The following is a 16,662-nucleotide window of genomic DNA, read 5'->3' as shown; positions in this document are numbered from 1 at the left end:
CGTCGACGCACCGCATCAGGTCAATGCGCGCTGCAATAAGGCCGCCGCGGTTGTTGCGCAGTGAACCCCGCCCCGACGAAGGGGCAGGGTGTCACGCCTCCTAACGTGGGACTAATCGCACTTCAGGGCGTCGGCATCCTTGGCCGCCCCCGCGACGATGCGGATATTGGCGAAGGCTGCGGCGAAGGGGGCGTTTGCTTCGATCGCGAACGGCGTGTCGATGGCGGCCATGTCCGCGCCGCGCGCGGCGAAGCATTTCAGCGGCGCCTTGATCGTGCGCTTCTGCCCGGTGCCGGCGGTTTTCAGCGCGTCGGTCAGGTCGATCTCGCCGCCGCAGGTCTCGCCGCAGCCCATCGCCAGCGTCACCTTCGCGGTCGGCGCCTGCACCACCGAGACGTCGAAGCTCAACGCTGCGTCCGCCTGCGCCATCGCCGCCAGGTTGTTGCGCGACGGGTTGCGCGAGAACAGGCGCGCCGGTCCCAGCCAGGTCACTTCCTTGGCGTCCTGCTGGGTGTTCACCTGCACGGTGCGCACGCGCACCAGCGGCTTGCCCTGCGGCCATTCCAGCGTGCGGTTGAGGTCGGCGCCCAGGGCCTGCAGCTCCTTGCCCGAGCCCACGTGCAGGGCGAACATCGGCGCATCGAGACGCTCGAAGATCGGCAGCACGGTGGCTACGCCACAGGTTTTCGTATCGTCCAGCGGCAGCTGCGCGACGGCCGCAGGCTTGGCATAGCTCAGGCCGTAGCCGCGCGCGAATTGCGGAGCGGCACCGTCCTTGCCGGCGGCGCGCGGACCAGGACACGCGACCCCTGGCCAGGAGAAGGACAGCGTGCCGCGGAAGTCGTGTGCGGGTTTGCCGTCCGTGCCCGCGAATAGTACGTCGGCCACGCCCTTGCCCTCGGTGCCCGGCAGCCAGGCAGCGACGAAGGCATCGGACAGGTTGATCAGGTCGTTGGTGTACAGCGGGCGGCCCGACAGCAGCACCGTCACCACTGGCTTACCCTTGCCGGACACCGCCTGCAGCACCGCCAGGTCCTCGGGGAAACGGCGGCTGTGGCCGACCGTGTCGGCCGGCACGATGTCGCCGGCGCCTTCGGCATACGGCGTTTCGCCGATCACCGCGATCACCGCGTCGAACTTCGACACGTCCACGCCTTCGGCCTTCTCGCTGAAGGTGACGTTGGCCTCGCCGGCGGCTTCGCGGATACCGGCCAGGATGCTGTCGGCATTGGGGAAATCGGCATTGGTGTTGTCGGTGCCCTGCCAGGTCAGGGACCAGCCGCCGGTCTGGTTGGAGATGCTGTCGGCGCCCTTGCCGACCACCAGGATCTTCCTGCCGCGCGCCAGTGGAAGTGCATTCTTCTCGTTTTTCAGCAGCACCAGCGACTTGCGCACCGCTTCGCGGGCGAGGGCGCGGTCCTGCACGGATTCCAGCTTGCCGGCATGGGGATTGGCGGACGGCTTCTTGTCGTCGAACAGGCCCGCGCGCAGCTTCACCCGCAGGATCCGGCTCACCGCATCGTCGATGCGCGCCATCGGGATCTCGCCGGACTCGACCTGCTTCACGGTATTGTCGATGAAAGCCTTCCAGTCGTCCGGCACCATGATCATGTCGATGCCGGCGTTGATCGCGGCCGGGCAGCTGGCATTGCTGCAGCCGGGGAGCTGGCCGATCGCATTCCAGTCCGACACGATGAAACCGTCGAAGCCCATCTTGGTCTTGAGCGCATCGGTCAGCAGTTCCCCGATGCCGTGCATCTTGCCGTGGTCCTTGCCGCTGTCGGCATCAACCCAGCTGTTGTACGAGGCCATCACCGTCTGTGCGCCCGCGCCGAGCGCGCCGAAATAGCCAGCACCGTGGAGATTGATCAACTCGCCCAGCGTGACCTTGGTGACGCCCTGGTCCTTGCCATTCTCGGTGCCGCCGTCGCCGAGGAAATGCTTGACGCTGGCGATCGCATTGCCATCGTCCGCGAACGTGCCCTGCAGGCCACGTGTATAGGCGGTCGCGTACTCGCGTATCAGCGCCGGATCTTCCGAATAACTCTCATAGGTACGGCCCCAGCGCAGGTCCTGCACCACCGGCACCGCCGGTGCGAACAGCCAGTCGACGCCGGTTGCGCGCACTGCCTTGCCGGTGGCCGCGGCGATTTTCTCCACCAGGGCCGGGTCGTGGGCCGCGCCCAGGCCGATGTTGTGCGGGTAGATGGTGGCGCCGTAGACATTGCTGTGCCCGTGCACCGCGTCGGTGCCCCAGATGATCGGGATCTTCACCTTGAGGTCGGTGGCCATCGAGGCGTCGTAATAGCCATCGGCGAGCGCCGCCCAGTCGGCGACCGCCGCATGCTTGTTCATCGCCGGCCAGGAACCGCCGCCGTTGAGCACCGAGCCGAGGTAGTAATTCCTCACGTCCTCCGGTTTGGTGGTCTTGATCTCGGACTGGGTCATCTGCCCGACCTTCTGCCGCAGGCTCATGCCGGCCAGGATCTCCTTGATCCGTGCCTCGATCGCCGGGTCTGCCTTGATCGCGCTTTCGACCTTGGGCCAGTCGGTTAGGGCGGCATCGGTCTTGAGTGCATCGGCGGTCGCCGCGGTGGAAGTTGCGGGCGCGCCGTCGCGTTTGCAGCTGCTGGCAGTAGCGGCCATCGCGGCGGCGACGAAGAGGGCGATCAAGCGACGTTGCATGCTGGGATCCTCGGTGTTGTCGGCGCCAACGTGGATTCTTCGGCGCCGCAAAATGACAAGGGCCGCAACGGCCCTTGTCGGTAGAGCTGCGGTGCGGGTCTCTTACTGGAAGCTGTAGGTCACGCCGAGCAGGTACTGCCGACCATACAGGTTGTACTCCAATGGAGCCTTGTAGCCGCCGGCAAAGTCGTTGTCCTGCACGGTGCGGTAGGGCGAGTTCGTGATGTTGTTGACCATGAACTGCACTGACCAGCCATCGAGCGCGGTATCCGGCTGAAATGCATAACCCAATTGCATGTCGAGCTGACGGTCGGAAAGCACCCGCGTGTAGCCGCGTTGTGCGAACAGGCTGGCAATCTCCGCATTGAAATCGGATCGATAGCGTTGGCTGATACGCGCCGAAAAACCGTGCTTCTCATAGTAGGCGGTCACGTTGGCGACGATCTTGGACAAGCCGGGGAGCGTGCTGCTAGTGCCCGGGCCGTTCGGATGGATCGAGGTTTCCGTGTAGGACCCGTTCAACAGCACGCCGAACCCATCCAACACCGGAGTGAGCAAGCCGCCTTCAAGTGATGTGCTGATTTCCGCACCCCTGAGATAGCCGCCCTCGCCATTGGCGGGTGTGGAGAAGGTGCCGATATCGGAGATCGCCGGGATGGGGCTGGTGTTGATAAAACCGCTGAAGTCGTAGTCCTCGACTGTCTGCGTGTACACGTAGGTATCGAGGTTCTTGTAGAACAGCGCCAATGCCACATAGCTTGCATCGCCGAAGTACTTCTCCAGCGACAGATCCCCGGAAGTCGCGCGCCAGGGTTCGAGCAGTGGATTGCCGCCGTTGCCGCTCCAGCGACCCGCGTTCTCGCCGGTCTCGGCCACGCTTGCGCTCCCTGAAGCGCGCATGTCGTCGACCCTCGGCCTTGCCAGGGTTTTTGCGGCACCAAGGCGCAGCATCCAGCCGCTGCCGAAGTCGGCCACCAGGTTCAGGCTAGGCAGCACGTCGTCATAGGTTGTGCCGCGAGTGACGCTGCTGTCGATCGTGGCGGTGCTGTCGTCGATGTCGAAGCCCGTCGAAGACTGGTTGGTGTGCACATACTGAAGCCCGACGTTACCGCGCAGCCGGATGCTGCCGATATCGGTATCGATGTTGAGCTTTGCAAACGTTGTTTCGACGTTTTCCCGGACGGTAAAGTCCTTCCTCAAATCGTTGGCATCCATGTGCAATTCGAGGTCATAGTAACGATCGAGCGCGCCGAAGACGTCATATGCAAGCGAACCGGGGAGGCCGATGTAGCCAAGATCGGTTGGTGATCCGAGCAAGTCGTCTTCGACGGCGACGGACGAGGCTCCATTCTTGAGCTGTGCGAAGTACACCGAAGAAGTCTTGTCCTTGATCCGGCGGGTGCCGGCAAATCCGAAATCGATGCCGCTGAAGGGGCCGGAATCGAAGGAACGGCTCAGGCCAAGCCGGATGCCCGACAACTGGTCGTCCTGGTTGGTTTTCTCCAGGCGTCCCTCCCGGCCCCAACCTGCTGGATCACTTAGCGTGATGGTCTCTGGATCCGCGTAATCCAGGCCGGCGCCGAAGGTCGGGAAATCGTTCGATCCCAGGGGATAGTCGAACGTGATGCTATCCAGTGCGGCGCTACCGGCATAGGTTTCAAGCCAGTCCTGATGGCGTTTCGCGCGCGAATAATACACATCCGTCGTTGCTTTCCAGTTGTCCGTCACCTTGAATTCGGTATTCCAGCCGATCGAGTAAAGCGTGTCGTCGCGCTGGTTTGCGTCGTTTCGCACGATGGGCTCCATGTTATGCATGGTGCCGCTGGTGATGATTGGCGTCTGCCCTACCTGGGTGATGCCGGTGTCGGTGTAATAAACGCTATTGCCGGTCCACGGATCGTTGGACCACATCATTCCGCGGGTGGACTCCTTCTGCTCGAACTTCGAGTAATACATGTCCAAGGTGCTGTGGACGAATTCGTTCGGCTTGAACTCCAGTACACCCATTACGCCGTCGCGTACCTGGTCGCGCGAACGCAGCCAGGCTTCGGCACCCTGTTGGGCAACGGTATCGGCGGGTTTGCCCTCGACTGCAGGAAACCAGTCCTCGTTGCCTCCCCACCACCAGGCCTTGTAATGCTGCTCCTGGAACGGGGAATCGAGCCGCGCCACGCCGATGGCCACGCCGATGGTGTTGTCACGGAACTGATCGATGTAGGACGCGCTGACGCGGTAGCCTTGTTTGCTGCCATCGAAATTCTGCTCACCCAGCGAGTTGTATTCGCCCCGCACGTTGGCGACGAACCGCTGTTCCGTGAACGATAGCGGGCGGACCGTTTGCAAGTTGATCGTGCCCGACAGGCCCTGGCCGATCAGCGTCGCATCCGGGGTCTTGTAGACGGTCACTGCGCTCATCAGCTCCGACGGGTACTGGTCGAATTCGACGCCGCGGTTGTCGCCGGTACTCACCTGTTCCCGCCCATTGAGCAGGGTGGCGGCAAAGTCGGGAGATAGACCGCGGATCGCGATCACCTGCGCACGACCGTCGACGCGTTGTGCGGCCAGACCCGGGAGGCGGGCGATGGATTCGGCGATGCTGACGTCGGGCAGCTTGCCGAGGTCTTCGGACGATACCGCCTCAACGATCGAGTCTGAACTGTTCTTGGTATTAACCGACGACATGATGCTGCGCCGGATGCCGGTGACGTGCACGGTACCTAGTGTGTCCACCTCCTCGGCGGTCTGCGGTGCCGTTGCCGGCTGTTCGGTTGTGCTGGCCTGATCGGCCTGCGTCTCCGGTGTTGTTAGCTCGGTTTGGGTCTCTTGCGCATAAGCCGCGCCGGTGGCAGACATCAGGGCCAGATAGCAGGCGGTCGCCAGCGCGGAGCGGCGTGGGGCACGGACAAGAGAGCAGGCGGATTTGAGCTGACTGGGCACGGCGAACCCCTCCCGGGGCGTTGTTGACAGCGTTGTCATACGTGTGAAGAATTCGTGTGTCAAGCGTTAAGCAGACCGCCGGTCGCAATGTCGGCGGCTGCTGTGTGAAACGTAGCGCGGCGTGTCCGCGCAGGCACGTTTACGCTGCACCGCAGCACGGCTGGCGCGCGGCGCCGAGCACGGGAGGCACCATGCCAGAACTCTTGCGTTTGCCATCGCTCCGGCTGCCTGCATGGCTGGGCTTGTTTGCTGGTCTGTTGCTTGCTGTGGGTTGCCAGCTGACCCCCGACCGCCATCTCGACGACGGCGGAGCGACCAACGCACGGCACGACGTATCGGTCTGGTTGACGACTTCCGACCAATCCAGGGCGATGGCGGCGATGCCGCCGGCGATCTTCGCCGCGCAGCCGCCGCTGCCGATCCATATCCATATCGATGAGGGAAAGCGGTTCCAGCGCATGCTCGGCTTCGGCGCCGCGATCACCGACGCCTCGGCGTGGCTGATCCAGCACCGCATGTCGCCGGAACAGCGCGATGCGCTGCTGCGCGAGCTGTTCGGGCGCGAGGGCGCCGGCATCGGCTTCGATTTCACCCGCCTGACCATCGGCGCCTCGGACTTCTCGCGTAGCCATTACAGCCTGGATGACGTGCCCAGTGGCGAGACCGATCCGCAGTTGCGCCGCTTCAGCATCGATCCCAATCGCGACGACGTGATTCCGGTGACACGCGCGGCGATCGGGATCAATCCGGAACTCAAGGTGATGGCTTCGCCCTGGAGCGCGCCGGCGTGGATGAAGACCACGGACAGCCTGATCAAGGGAACGCTGAAGCCGGAGTACTACGACGCATTCGCGCGTTACCTGGTGAAGTACGTCGACGCCTACGCAGGCGCGGGTATCCCCATCTTTGCCCTGACCTTGCAGAACGAGCCGGCGTTCGAACCCGATGACTATCCAGGAATGCGGCTGGACGCACAGGCGCGCGCTGCGATCATCGGACGCCACCTCGGCCCGATGCTTGCCGGCCGAAAGCAGCAGGTCGAGATCTTCGACTGGGACCACAACTGGGACAAGCCGCACGAGCCGCTGGCCGTGCTGCGCGATCCCGCGGCCGCGCCCTACGTGTCCGCCGTGGCCTGGCACTGCTACGGTGGAGAAGTCTCCGCGCAATCGCAGGTGCATGCCGCGTTTCCCGACAAGGATGTCTACCTCACCGAGTGCTCCGGCGGCGACTGGGAACCGGTCAAGAGCGGTGGCCTGACCCTGCAGGCGCGCAGCCTGATCATCGACACCACGCGGCACTGGGCGCGCGGCGTGCTGTTCTGGAACCTCGCGCTGGACGAAAACCGCGGCCCGCATGCCGGTGGTTGCGCAACCTGCCGTGGCGTCGTGACGATCGATTCGAAGACCGGCGCGGTGACCCGCACCGACGACTATTACGCGCTGGCCCACGCCAGCCGCTTCGTCCGGCGAGGGGCGTGGCGGGTCGCTTCCAGCGAAGGCCGTGACGGGGTCGACAACGTCGCCTTCGTCAACGCCGACGACGGATCGCGGGTGCTGGTGGTGACCAATTCGGCTGCGGACGAGCGCAGGTTCTCGGTGGCCACCGGCGACCGCAGCTTCGCCTATACCCTGCCGGCGAGGAGCCTTGCGACCTTCGTATGGCATCCTGAAGGCGGATCAGGGACGGGCAGGTAGACAGCTCGATGGACGCAACGCGAGTCAGGATCGAAGACGTGGCCGCCGCCGCCGGCGTGTCGATGAAGACCGTGTCCCGGGTGCTCAACCACGAGCCGAACGTGCGCGAGGACACGCGCAAGCGTGTCCAGGAAGCCGTTTCGCGCCTGCAGTATCGCCCGCACCATTCCGCGCGCAGCCTGGCAGGGCAGCGGTCCTACGTGGTCACGTTCGCGTACGACAATCCTTCGTTCAATTACCTGATGGAGATCCAGCGCGGCGTGCTGGAGGCCTGCCGTGCGCAGCACTACAACCTGTTGCTGGCGCCGCTCACCTACCGCCAGCGGGAGTCGATCGACGAGATCGACGGCTTGCTGGGCCATTACGGCTCCGATGGGTTCGTGCTGATTCCGCCGTTGACCGACGATCTCGAATTCCTGGCCTATCTGGAACGTCGCGGCATGCCCTACGCCAGCATCTCGCCGCGCGCCGGCAACGGTCATATGGGCGTGACGGTGGACGATCGCGGTGCGGTGCGCGAGCTCATCGCGCACCTGGTGTCGCTCGGGCATCGTCGCATCGCCCACATCTCCGGACACCCGGACCATGGCGCCAGCGAATGGCGGCTGCAGGGTTATCGCGATGCGATGAAGCTGGCCGGGCTCGAGTGCCGGCGGGAATGGCTGTCCCCCGGCGAGTTCACCTTCGAATCGGGCGTACGCGCGGCGCGGCGATTGCTGGCGCTGGATCCGCGCCCGACCGCGATCTTCGCCGCCAACGACGACATGGCCGCAGGCGTGCTGCGGGTGGCGTCGGAGCTGCACCTGTCGGTGCCGCGCGACCTGTCGGTGTGCGGCTTCGACGATGTGCCGATCGCGCACCATGTGACCCCCGCGCTGACCACGGTACGCCAGCCCACCCGCGAAATGGGACGCATGGCGACGCTGGAACTGCTCAAGGCGATCCGTGAACCCGGTGCCGGCCAGATGGTGGCGGTCGACTACACATTGCAGCTGCGGGACTCGACCGGCCGGGCGCCCGACGCGTAACTGCCGGCCGCAGCGCTACAGCCAGCGCACCTTCTTCAGATAGCGGTAAAGCACGAACACCACGACGATCACCGCGCCGATCAGGATGAAGTAGCTGTGGCGCCCGGCGAGCTCCGGCATGTGGCTGAAATTCATGCCGTACCAGCTGGCGATCAGCGTCGGCGCCGCCAGCAACGCAGCCCAGCCGGCCAGCTTCTTGACGATTTCGCCCTGGGCGATGGTCACCAGCGACAGGTTCACGCTCATCGCCGCGGTCAGCATCTCGCGCAGCGTGTCGATCGATTCGTTGAGGCGCACGGCATGGTCGAGCACGTCGCGCAGATACAGCCGGGCCTCCTCCCCGAGCTGGACCACTGGCGTGCGCGCTAGCTGCGCCACGATGTCCTGCATCGGCGCCACCGCCAGGCGCATCTGGGTGAGTTCCTTCTTCAGCTCGTAGAGCTTGAGGATGGTGTTGCGGCGATAGGTCTCGGCGAACACGTCCTGCTCGAGCGCATTGAGCTCGTCGCGGAACTCCTCCACGATCGGCACGTAATTGTCGACGATGAAGTCCAGCACCCCGTAGAGCGCGAATGCCGGCCCTTGCGCCAGCATTTCCGGTTCGCGCTCCAGGCGCGCGCGTACCGGCGCATAGGACAGCGATGCGCCGTGGCGCACCGTGACCAGGAAGCGGGCGCCGACGAACACATGGGTTTCGCCGAAGCGCACGTGAGCATCCACCAGCTGGGCGGTATGCACGGCCAGGAACAGCGAGCTGCCGTAGCCTTCCAGCTTGGGTCGCTGGTGCGCGTTCTGCGCGTCTTCCACCGCGAGATCGTGCAGGTCGAACTCCTCCTGCAGCTTGTCGAGCAGCGCATCCTCGGGTTCGTACAGACCGACCCAGACGAAGCTGCCGTCGTCCTGGGCGAGCACATCGCTGATCTGGTCGAGGCTGACGTCGCGACGCTGGCCGTTGCGGTCGTAGGCCGCGCAGTTGACCACGCAGGTGGGCATGTCGGCCTGGCAGGCCTGGCCAGCGTTGTCGGTCATCTCACGCATGCCGTGCATCCTGCGCCGTGGCCGCCTGGCGGACAAGGCCGGCGCGCGCGTACAGCCACCACAGTGCGGCGTGGGCCGGCAGCATCAGGCCGATCCATGGGGCATTGCGTTGCGGTTGCAGCGGCAGCCACAGCAGGAACAGCGCGAGCATCGCGCCAGCCAGGATCGCGAGCAGCAGGCTGCGGAACAGACGCCCGGGTTCGCGTCGGCGCAACATGCGCACCGCTCCTGGCCACAGCAGCAGGCAGAGCGGGTTGAACAGCAGCAGGTTGTGGTTGGCCCAGCCTGCGCGATGCGCGGTGCAGCACCACAGGAAGGCCATGACCAGTCCCAGCACTCCGCATAGCGTCCACGCGGGCAGGGCGACCCAGAGGGTTGACCTGGGTCCGGCGCGTCCGAGCAGCAACAGGACTGCCGCCACCCCGATCCCGGCGAGCAACCACGGCCACCACCGCTGCGGTTCCGGCCGAGGTTCCGGTGCGATCCGGTGCGGCAGCAGCACCTGTTCGCTGCGCACCAGGGGCCGATCGTCCGCGCGCCGTACGTCGCGTAGTGCGTCGGCCAGGCGCATCGGCACGAAGGCGTCTTCCCAACGCGACCGGGTTACGTCGGCGAATGGCCCCAGTCCGACGTCGAAACCGAGCCACATCCAGTCTGCCGGCGAGGCCAGGCGCACCGCCTCGCTGCGATAGCTGTTGCCCTGCGAGCGCGTTTCCATCTGCCGCCGCAGCTCGCCGCCGAGCGCACGGTCCAAGGCGTCGCGCACGCGGGTGGCGCAGTTGTCGGTGAAGTAGTCGTAGCGGTAGCGCGCATTCTCCGGCTTGGCGTTCTCCGCCAGCGCGACGGCGAGTCGATTGGCTTCGGCATCGCTCAGGTCGAGCCACTGGATCGAAACCCCGCGCCCGGTATCGCGGTAATAGACCAGATCCTCGGCGAAGGGCAGGGCGACCAGCTGGTATTCCATCTCGCCGCGAACGAAACGACCGACGAAGCCTGGTTCGGATAGGTCGAAGAATCCGAAGTTGTACGAAATCGGTGCGCCCGCTGCCGGATCGTCCACCACGATCGAATCGTGGCCGAAGCGCTCCCAGAAGATCTCGCCCGGCAGCATGGTCGCCACGCCGATGCGCGGCGCCGCCTGCGCAAGCGGCGCCAGAACCAGCAGCGCCAGCAGCAACAGCCGCTGACTCAACGTGCTCCTGCCCCCACGCACGGGGGAGGACGCGATGGCATCACCCATCGCTGTGCACGCTGACGTGCAGAGCATGCAGCCGGCGCGCATCCGCGCGCGCCACGCGGAAACCGAACCGGCCCAGCGTGAGCTCCTCGCCGGCTTCGGGCAGGTGGCCGATGGCTGCGGTCACCAGGCCGCCGATGGTGTCGTATTCGTCGTCGTCGAAGTCGGCCGAAAAACGCTCGTTGAAATCCGCGATCGGTGTGAGTGCGTCCACCACGTACTGCCCGTCGGCCTGCGCGGCGATCAGCTTGGTCACGTCCTCGGCCTCGTCGTGCTCGTCGTCGATTTCGCCGACGATCTCCTCCAGCACGTCCTCGATCGTCACCAGCCCGGCCACGCCGCCGTATTCGTCGATCACGATGGCCATGTGGTTGCGCGACTGGCGGAACTCACGCAGCAGCACGTTTAGCTTCTTCGACTCAGGGATCAGCACCGCCGGGCGAAGCAGCTCGCGGATGCTGCCCGGGCCGTTGTCGGCCACCACGCCGCGCAACAGGTCCTTGGCCAGCAGGATCCCCAGGATCTCGTCCTTGTCCTCGCCATGGACCGGAAAGCGCGAATGCCCGGAGTCGACCACCTGCTTCATCAGGTCGAGGAACTTCGCGTCCGCCGACAGGGCCACCATCTGCGCGCGCGACACCATGACGTCGGCCACGCTCAGCTCGGAAACCGAGATCGCGCCCTCCATCATCCGCAGGGTGTCGGCCGCGATCAGGCCGTCGGCCTGCGCATCGCGCAGCAGTTCGATCAGGTCTTCGCGGGAACTCGGCTCGCCGGAAAGCGCGGAACTGATGCGGTCGAGCCAGGACCGGCGGGGCTTCTCGACAGAACGTTCCTGGGGCTCGCTGGGGCTGTAACTAGTGTCGTCCTCGGACATCTCTGCGCTGGGGGCGCCCGCGTCGGGCGTCGCTGGAAAGTCTATCGCGGACCGGTTGCCGGTCGGTGAAACGGTTCTGTCCGGTGCGGAATCGGAAAAATCCGAGCCGTCGCCGGGTAGATCGGCGATGGGGCAAGGCCGGCGGTCCGGGCACAGTGTCGTCCGCGGACCATCCCGCAACTCACCCCTGTCATGGAGGACTGATATGACCCGTTCGCTCTTTACCGCCACGTTCGCCGCCCTCTTCGCCGCCCTGGTGCCGTTCGCAGCGCAGGCGCAGACCAGCCCCAGCTATGTCGACGTCTCCAGCTACGCCTTGCCGGATGCCCAGTACGAGGGCTGGATCAACCTGCGCATCAACCTCAAGCGCGATTTCGATCAGATCTGCGGCGACACGTTCTGCGAAGGCGACTTCACAAATATCGAGCCGCTGAGTTTCCGCTGCTCGGTCGACCAGGCCAGCGGGCGTGTCGGCATGTGCGCGTGGATCTTCGCCGCCAGCAACGAGGAGATCGACCCCTACACAGGCCGCATCAGCGTTTCGCAGCGCGGCTTCTGGCGTTGCCGCACGCCACTGGCCGTAGGCACCACCATCGATCAGTTCATCGACGCCTTGCAGGGCGACCAGCCGCTCTATGCGCCACTGCCGAATTCGACGAGAACCATCATGGACGGCCTGATCGACTGCCTTTGACGGCAGGGGCGCACCCGGAATAGCCAGGATTTGTGCGCCCGGGAAGGCGGGGGGAACGCAGATTCCGCCCGCCTTCCCGTGTGATTTGACGGATACTCTGGGCGTTGTCGACCCTGCGACGAACGGGATCAAGTGGAGAGGTACGGGTCCTCGATACCCAGGCCGGCGAGGATCTCGCGCTCCAGCGCTTCCATGCAGTCGGCATCGCGTTCGTCCTGGTGATCCCAGCCCAGCAAGTGCAGGACGCCGTGCACGGTCAGGTGCGCGTAGTGGGCGGCGAGGGGCTTCTTCTGCTCCTTCGCCTCCTTCGCCACGACCGGCGCGCACAGCACGATATCGCCCAGCAGCGGCAGCTTCACGCCTTTGGGCAACTTCACGCCTTCGGCCATGTCGGCGGGAAAGCTGAGCACGTTGGTCGCGTAATCCTTGCCCCGGTAATGGCGATTGAGCGCACGGCCTTCCCGGGCGCCGACGATGCGGATCGCCAGATCGGCTTCGAGGATGCGCGATGCGAGCGCTGCCGCGACCCATTTGCGGAAGCTCACCGCCGACGGCAGACCGGCGCGCGGCGTGGCGTAGCTGACGGAAACGTCGAGGCGGATGGGACCCTTGGTCACCCGGCGATTGTAGCGTGGGTCCGAGTCCTGCCGGTCACTCGGGAAGGATGCACGGCGAACGTCGCGCGATGCCGGTTACGGGCCGGTCTGCGCGTCCTTGGCATCGCGTGCGTCGTAGGCGCTGACGATCCGCGCCACCAGCGGGTGGCGGACCACGTCGCGTGCCTCGAAGAAGGTGAAGCTGACGCCCTCGACGCCGCGCAGCACCTCGATCGCATCCTTCAGGCCCGACTTCACGTGCCGGGGCAGGTCGATCTGGGTCATGTCGCCGGTGACCACCGCGGTGCTGCCGAACCCCAGGCGGGTCAGGAACATCTTCATCTGCTCGATGGTGGTGTTCTGGGCCTCGTCCAGGATCACGAACGCGTCGTTGAGCGTGCGGCCGCGCATGTAGGCCAGCGGCGCGATTTCGATCACCGACTTCTCCAGCAGCTTCATCACCTTTTCGACGCCCAGCATCTCGTAGAGGGCGTCGTACAGCGGGCGCAGGTAAGGATCGACCTTCTGGCTCAGGTCGCCGGGCAGGAATCCGAGCTTTTCTCCGGCCTCCACCGCTGGGCGAACCAGGATCAGCCGCTGCACCCGGGACTCGTTCAACGCATCCACCGCCATGGCGACCGCGAGGAAGGTCTTGCCGGTGCCGGCCGGACCGACCCCGAAATTGATGTCGTGGGTCGCGATGGCATGCAGATACTTCTGCTGGTTCGGGCCACGCCCCCGGATCGTGCCGCGTTTGACCCGGATCGCCACGTCCTGCGGCACGAATCCGCCATCGACCGCGCGGTCCGCGGCCCGGCTCCCGACCGCGTTCAGGCGCAGATTGATCGCATGGCCGTCGAACGTCTCGTCCTCGGCTTCCTCGTACAGCTCGCGAAGCAATTGCTCGGCTTGCGACACCGGTTCGGCCTCGGGGCCGGTAATCCGGAAGACATTGCCCCGATTGGAGATCTCCACCCCCAGCCGAAGCTCGATCTGGCGCAGGTGGGCGTCGAACGGTCCGGCCAGGTTGGCGAGGCGTTCGGTGTCGGCGGGTTCGAGAGCGAAATCGCGTTGGGCAGGGGATGCAGGCATTGCGCTTGGGCGGATGGGGCGCCAGGGCTGAGGCTTGGGCAGGCCCGTCGTCACTGAAGTGGCGGACGCGCCGTTGGTTGCAGGTGAAATCTTATGTGCCGCGCGGAAGCGATGAGATTCGCCGCAGCGGCGTTGTCATGGTCGCATGACGGCTCCTGGAAGTCGTTTCAACGACCGACCGATGTGATGCATCGCTCAACCTTTGCTTGGTTCACCTTGGATTTAATCTGCGGCAGCGGAAATTTTGCTGCACTGCGGTATACATAGAAGAACAAGTCGCTGCATGCCGTCTCCGCGGCGCTTCTGGTGCTGGATCCGCCGCCAGACAAGGCGGCCCATCAGGATCCGATATCCCTGCTTCCCCAGGAAGGTTCGTCTTGCCCGATTGCGCCTTGTCCACGCCAGCGGATCGCCCCTGTCCCCCGGGCGTCCAACCATCCTTCGGCGCACGCTGCCGATGATTTCCATACGGGCGCTGCTGCTTGCGGTCGCCATGCTGGGGCTGGCCGCATGCGCGAGCAGCGCGCCGGTCGAGGAACTGCCGCCGGGCGATCCGCTGAGCGACGCGCTTGGACGTCCCGAATACCGGCTCGGCCCCGGAGACCTGCTCAAGGTGCAGGTCTTCCAGATCCCGGATCTCGATCGCGACATCCGCATCGACAATGCCGGCCGCATCTCGCTGCCGCTGATCGGCGGCGTGGAGGCGGCGGGGCTGGACATCGCGCGCCTCCAGGAGCGGATCGCGGCGCGTTACCGCGAGCGCTACCTGCAGGATCCGCAGGTGACGGTGTCGCTGCAGGAATCGCCGACCCAGCGGGTCACGGTCGGCGGCGCGGTCACCGAACCGGGCGTGTACCCGATGGAGGCGCCGCACCTGACCCTGCAACAGGCGGTGGCGATGAGCCGGGGCATCACCAACGTGGCCAATCCGCGCAATGTGATCGTCTTCCGTACCGTGGGCGGCAAGCGCGTGTTCGCGCGCTTCGACCTCAAGCAGATCCAGGAAGGCGCGCTGGACGACCCCGACATCCATGGCGGCGACATCGTGATCGTCGACGTCTCGGGCGTGCGGACGGTGCTGCGCACCCTGGTCGAGCTCACCCCGTTCCTGGCCGTGTGGCGCGCATACCGATGACCAGCGACGACCGCCGTACCCGCGCCGCGCGGCGCGAACTCTACGACGCGCCGGCCGAGAGCCATCTGGCCGAATATATGGGCGCGATCCTGCGCCGCTGGTGGCTGGTCCTGCTGGTCGCGGCGATGGCGGTGGCGCTCGCATTGTTCGCGAGTCTGATGATGACGCCGCAGTACCGCGCCACCACCACGCTGCAGATCCAGCGCGAACCGCTGAAGGTGGTGGACATGCAGGACCTGCTGCCGGCCGAATCGCCGATGGACCGCGATTTCTACCAGACCCAGTACGAGCTGCTGATGAGCCGCACCCTCGCGCGTCGGGTCATCGGCAGGGCGCGGCTCGCCACCCATCCGGCGTATGCGGGCCTGGTGGAGGAAGCGCTGGGCAAGCTTGGTGCCCGGGCCGGTTCCGCCCAGCGCCAGGCGGCCGTCGAGCGCGCGTTGGTGCCGGCGGTGCTGGCCGCGTTGCAGGTCGAACCGGTGCGCAATTCCCGGCTGGTGCGACTGCACTTCAGCTCGCCGGATCCGCAGTTGGCTGCGCGCGTCGCCAACGCGTACGCTGCCGAGTTCATCGCCGGCAACCTCGATCGCCGCCTGCAGGCGTCCAGCTTCGCCACCAAATACCTCGCGACCCGGCTCGCCCAGCAGCGCGAGCGGCTGCAGAATTCCGAACGGCGCTTCGTCGCCTTCGCCGGCGCGGAGCGGATCGTCTCGGTGGGCGACGACAAGCCATCGTTGCCCGCGCAGAACCTGGCCGAGCTCAATGCACTGCTTGCATCGGCGCAGGATGCGCGGATCAAGGCAGAGGCGGCGTGGCGGCAGGCCGAGCGTGGCAACGGCAGGGCACTGCCCCAGGTCGTGTCCAATCCGCTGATTCAGGGCCTGGAGCAGAGCCGCTTGCAGCTCAGCGCCGAATACCAGCAGAAGCTGCCGACCTTCAAGCCCGACTATCCGGAGATGCAGCGGCTCAGCGGGCGGATCGGCGAAGCCGATCGTCAGATCACGGCCGAGGTCGCGAGGGTCCGCGCCTCGATCGAGGCCGAGTACGAGGCGGCCCGCCTGCAGGAGCAGATGCTCGAGGCCCGGATCGACAGCCTCAAGACCGATGAGCTGGAACTGCAGGACCGCAGCATCCGCTACAACATGCTCAAGCGCGAGGTCGATACCAATCGCCAGCTCTACGACGGCTTGCTGCAGCGGTTCAAGGAAGTCGGCGTGGTTGGCAACGTGGGGGCGAACAACATCGCCGTGGTCGACCCGGCGGACGTTCCCGGGAAGGCGGATTCGCCGCGGATCGCACTCAACCTGGCACTGGCCCTGCTGTTCGGATTGTTCGGGGGCGTGGTCGCTGCGTTGTTCGCGCATGTCGTGCGGGTCCGGCGGTGAATCCGGGCGGGCCGCGCATTTCGGCATCGCGAACATGGCTCCGGTGGCTGCCTGCGCGCGCCCGGTGTGGGTGCAGTGTGAGTATCTGGTCGCAGAAAAAATGGAACATCGCCAGCACTCGCGCATGTTGATGGGCTGAACCTTCAAACAAGTCGCCCAACGACGCAAAACCTTCAGAAAAATGGGTTATGGTGCAATGCACCATCGCGTAAAGGAGTGCACATGGTCTGAGCACAACGCAAGCGCGGCATGCGCTTCGTC

12 protein-coding genes are annotated in these 16,662 nt (G+C 65.6%); 5 read left to right on the top strand and 7 right to left on the bottom strand.

Annotated features, from left to right (window positions below):
- Window positions 1–111 precede the first annotated feature (111 nt).
- Both MC375_RS16620 and MC375_RS16615 read right to left on the bottom strand, forming a co-directional pair.
- Window positions 112–2,685 carry a glycoside hydrolase family 3 protein gene (locus MC375_RS16620; protein WP_242104521.1) on the bottom strand — a complete coding sequence of 858 codons (2,574 nt, stop codon included), beginning with the start codon at window positions 2,683–2,685 and terminating at the stop codon, window positions 112–114.
- A gap of 102 nt (window positions 2,686–2,787) precedes the next feature.
- Complete coding sequence (locus MC375_RS16615; RefSeq protein WP_242104520.1) at window positions 2,788–5,622, bottom strand: TonB-dependent receptor; 2,835 nt, start codon at window positions 5,620–5,622, stop codon at window positions 2,788–2,790.
- 191 nt (window positions 5,623–5,813) lie between these two features.
- Between MC375_RS16615 and MC375_RS16610 the strand changes: the two genes are divergently transcribed.
- Complete coding sequence (locus tag MC375_RS16610; RefSeq protein WP_242104519.1) at window positions 5,814–7,319, top strand: glycoside hydrolase family 30 beta sandwich domain-containing protein; 1,506 nt, start codon at window positions 5,814–5,816, stop codon at window positions 7,317–7,319.
- A gap of 38 nt (window positions 7,320–7,357) precedes the next feature.
- Entirely contained in the window at window positions 7,358–8,347 is a 990-nt protein-coding gene (locus MC375_RS16605) for a LacI family DNA-binding transcriptional regulator (protein WP_343223512.1), read from the top strand.
- 15 nt (window positions 8,348–8,362) lie between these two features.
- Here MC375_RS16605 and corA read toward each other — a convergent pair whose 3' ends face one another.
- The 3 genes from corA to MC375_RS16590 are packed head-to-tail and all read right to left on the bottom strand — an operon-like array spanning window position 8,363 to window position 11,499.
- Window positions 8,363–9,385 carry a magnesium/cobalt transporter CorA gene (corA, locus tag MC375_RS16600; protein ID WP_242104517.1) on the bottom strand — a complete coding sequence of 341 codons (1,023 nt, stop codon included), beginning with the start codon at window positions 9,383–9,385 and terminating at the stop codon, window positions 8,363–8,365.
- Complete coding sequence (locus MC375_RS16595) at window positions 9,378–10,577, bottom strand: DUF4105 domain-containing protein (RefSeq protein ID WP_242104516.1); 1,200 nt, start codon at window positions 10,575–10,577, stop codon at window positions 9,378–9,380. Before MC375_RS16595 ends, corA begins: the two co-directional genes overlap by 8 nt.
- Before the next feature lie 40 nt (window positions 10,578–10,617).
- Entirely contained in the window at window positions 10,618–11,499 is an 882-nt protein-coding gene (locus tag MC375_RS16590) for a transporter associated domain-containing protein (RefSeq protein ID WP_242104515.1), read from the bottom strand.
- A 205-nt stretch (window positions 11,500–11,704) separates the two neighbouring features.
- Here MC375_RS16590 and MC375_RS16585 point away from each other — a divergent pair, with 205 nt between their 5' ends.
- Window positions 11,705–12,193, top strand: coding sequence for a hypothetical protein (locus MC375_RS16585; protein ID WP_242104514.1), 489 nt, complete (start codon window positions 11,705–11,707; stop codon window positions 12,191–12,193).
- A 128-nt stretch (window positions 12,194–12,321) separates the two neighbouring features.
- Here the strand turns inward: MC375_RS16585 and ybeY are convergent, their stop codons facing one another.
- Both ybeY and MC375_RS16575 read right to left on the bottom strand, forming a co-directional pair.
- Window positions 12,322–12,810 (bottom strand): rRNA maturation RNase YbeY, encoded by a 489-nt coding sequence (ybeY, locus tag MC375_RS16580; RefSeq protein ID WP_242104513.1) that lies wholly within the window; start codon window positions 12,808–12,810, stop codon window positions 12,322–12,324.
- A gap of 75 nt (window positions 12,811–12,885) precedes the next feature.
- Window positions 12,886–13,881: a PhoH family protein gene (locus tag MC375_RS16575; protein ID WP_242104512.1), complete on the bottom strand. Its 996-nt coding sequence runs from the start codon at window positions 13,879–13,881 to the stop codon at window positions 12,886–12,888.
- 493 nt (window positions 13,882–14,374) lie between these two features.
- Between MC375_RS16575 and MC375_RS16570 the strand changes: the two genes are divergently transcribed.
- Window positions 14,375–15,016, top strand: a complete 642-nt coding sequence (locus MC375_RS16570) for a polysaccharide biosynthesis/export family protein (protein ID WP_242104650.1) — start codon at window positions 14,375–14,377, stop codon at window positions 15,014–15,016.
- Complete coding sequence (locus tag MC375_RS16565) at window positions 14,998–16,401, top strand: GumC family protein (RefSeq protein WP_242104511.1); 1,404 nt, start codon at window positions 14,998–15,000, stop codon at window positions 16,399–16,401. The genes MC375_RS16570 and MC375_RS16565 overlap by 19 nt, the downstream gene beginning before the upstream one ends.
- Window positions 16,402–16,662: the final 261 nt, after the last annotated feature.

Source organism: Lysobacter sp. M2-1, from assembly GCF_022662495.1.
Classification (GTDB): domain Bacteria; phylum Pseudomonadota; class Gammaproteobacteria; order Xanthomonadales; family Xanthomonadaceae; genus JAKPBU01.
Note: the sequence above shows the minus strand (reverse complement) of the source record. Positions and strands in the feature narration are given on the sequence as shown.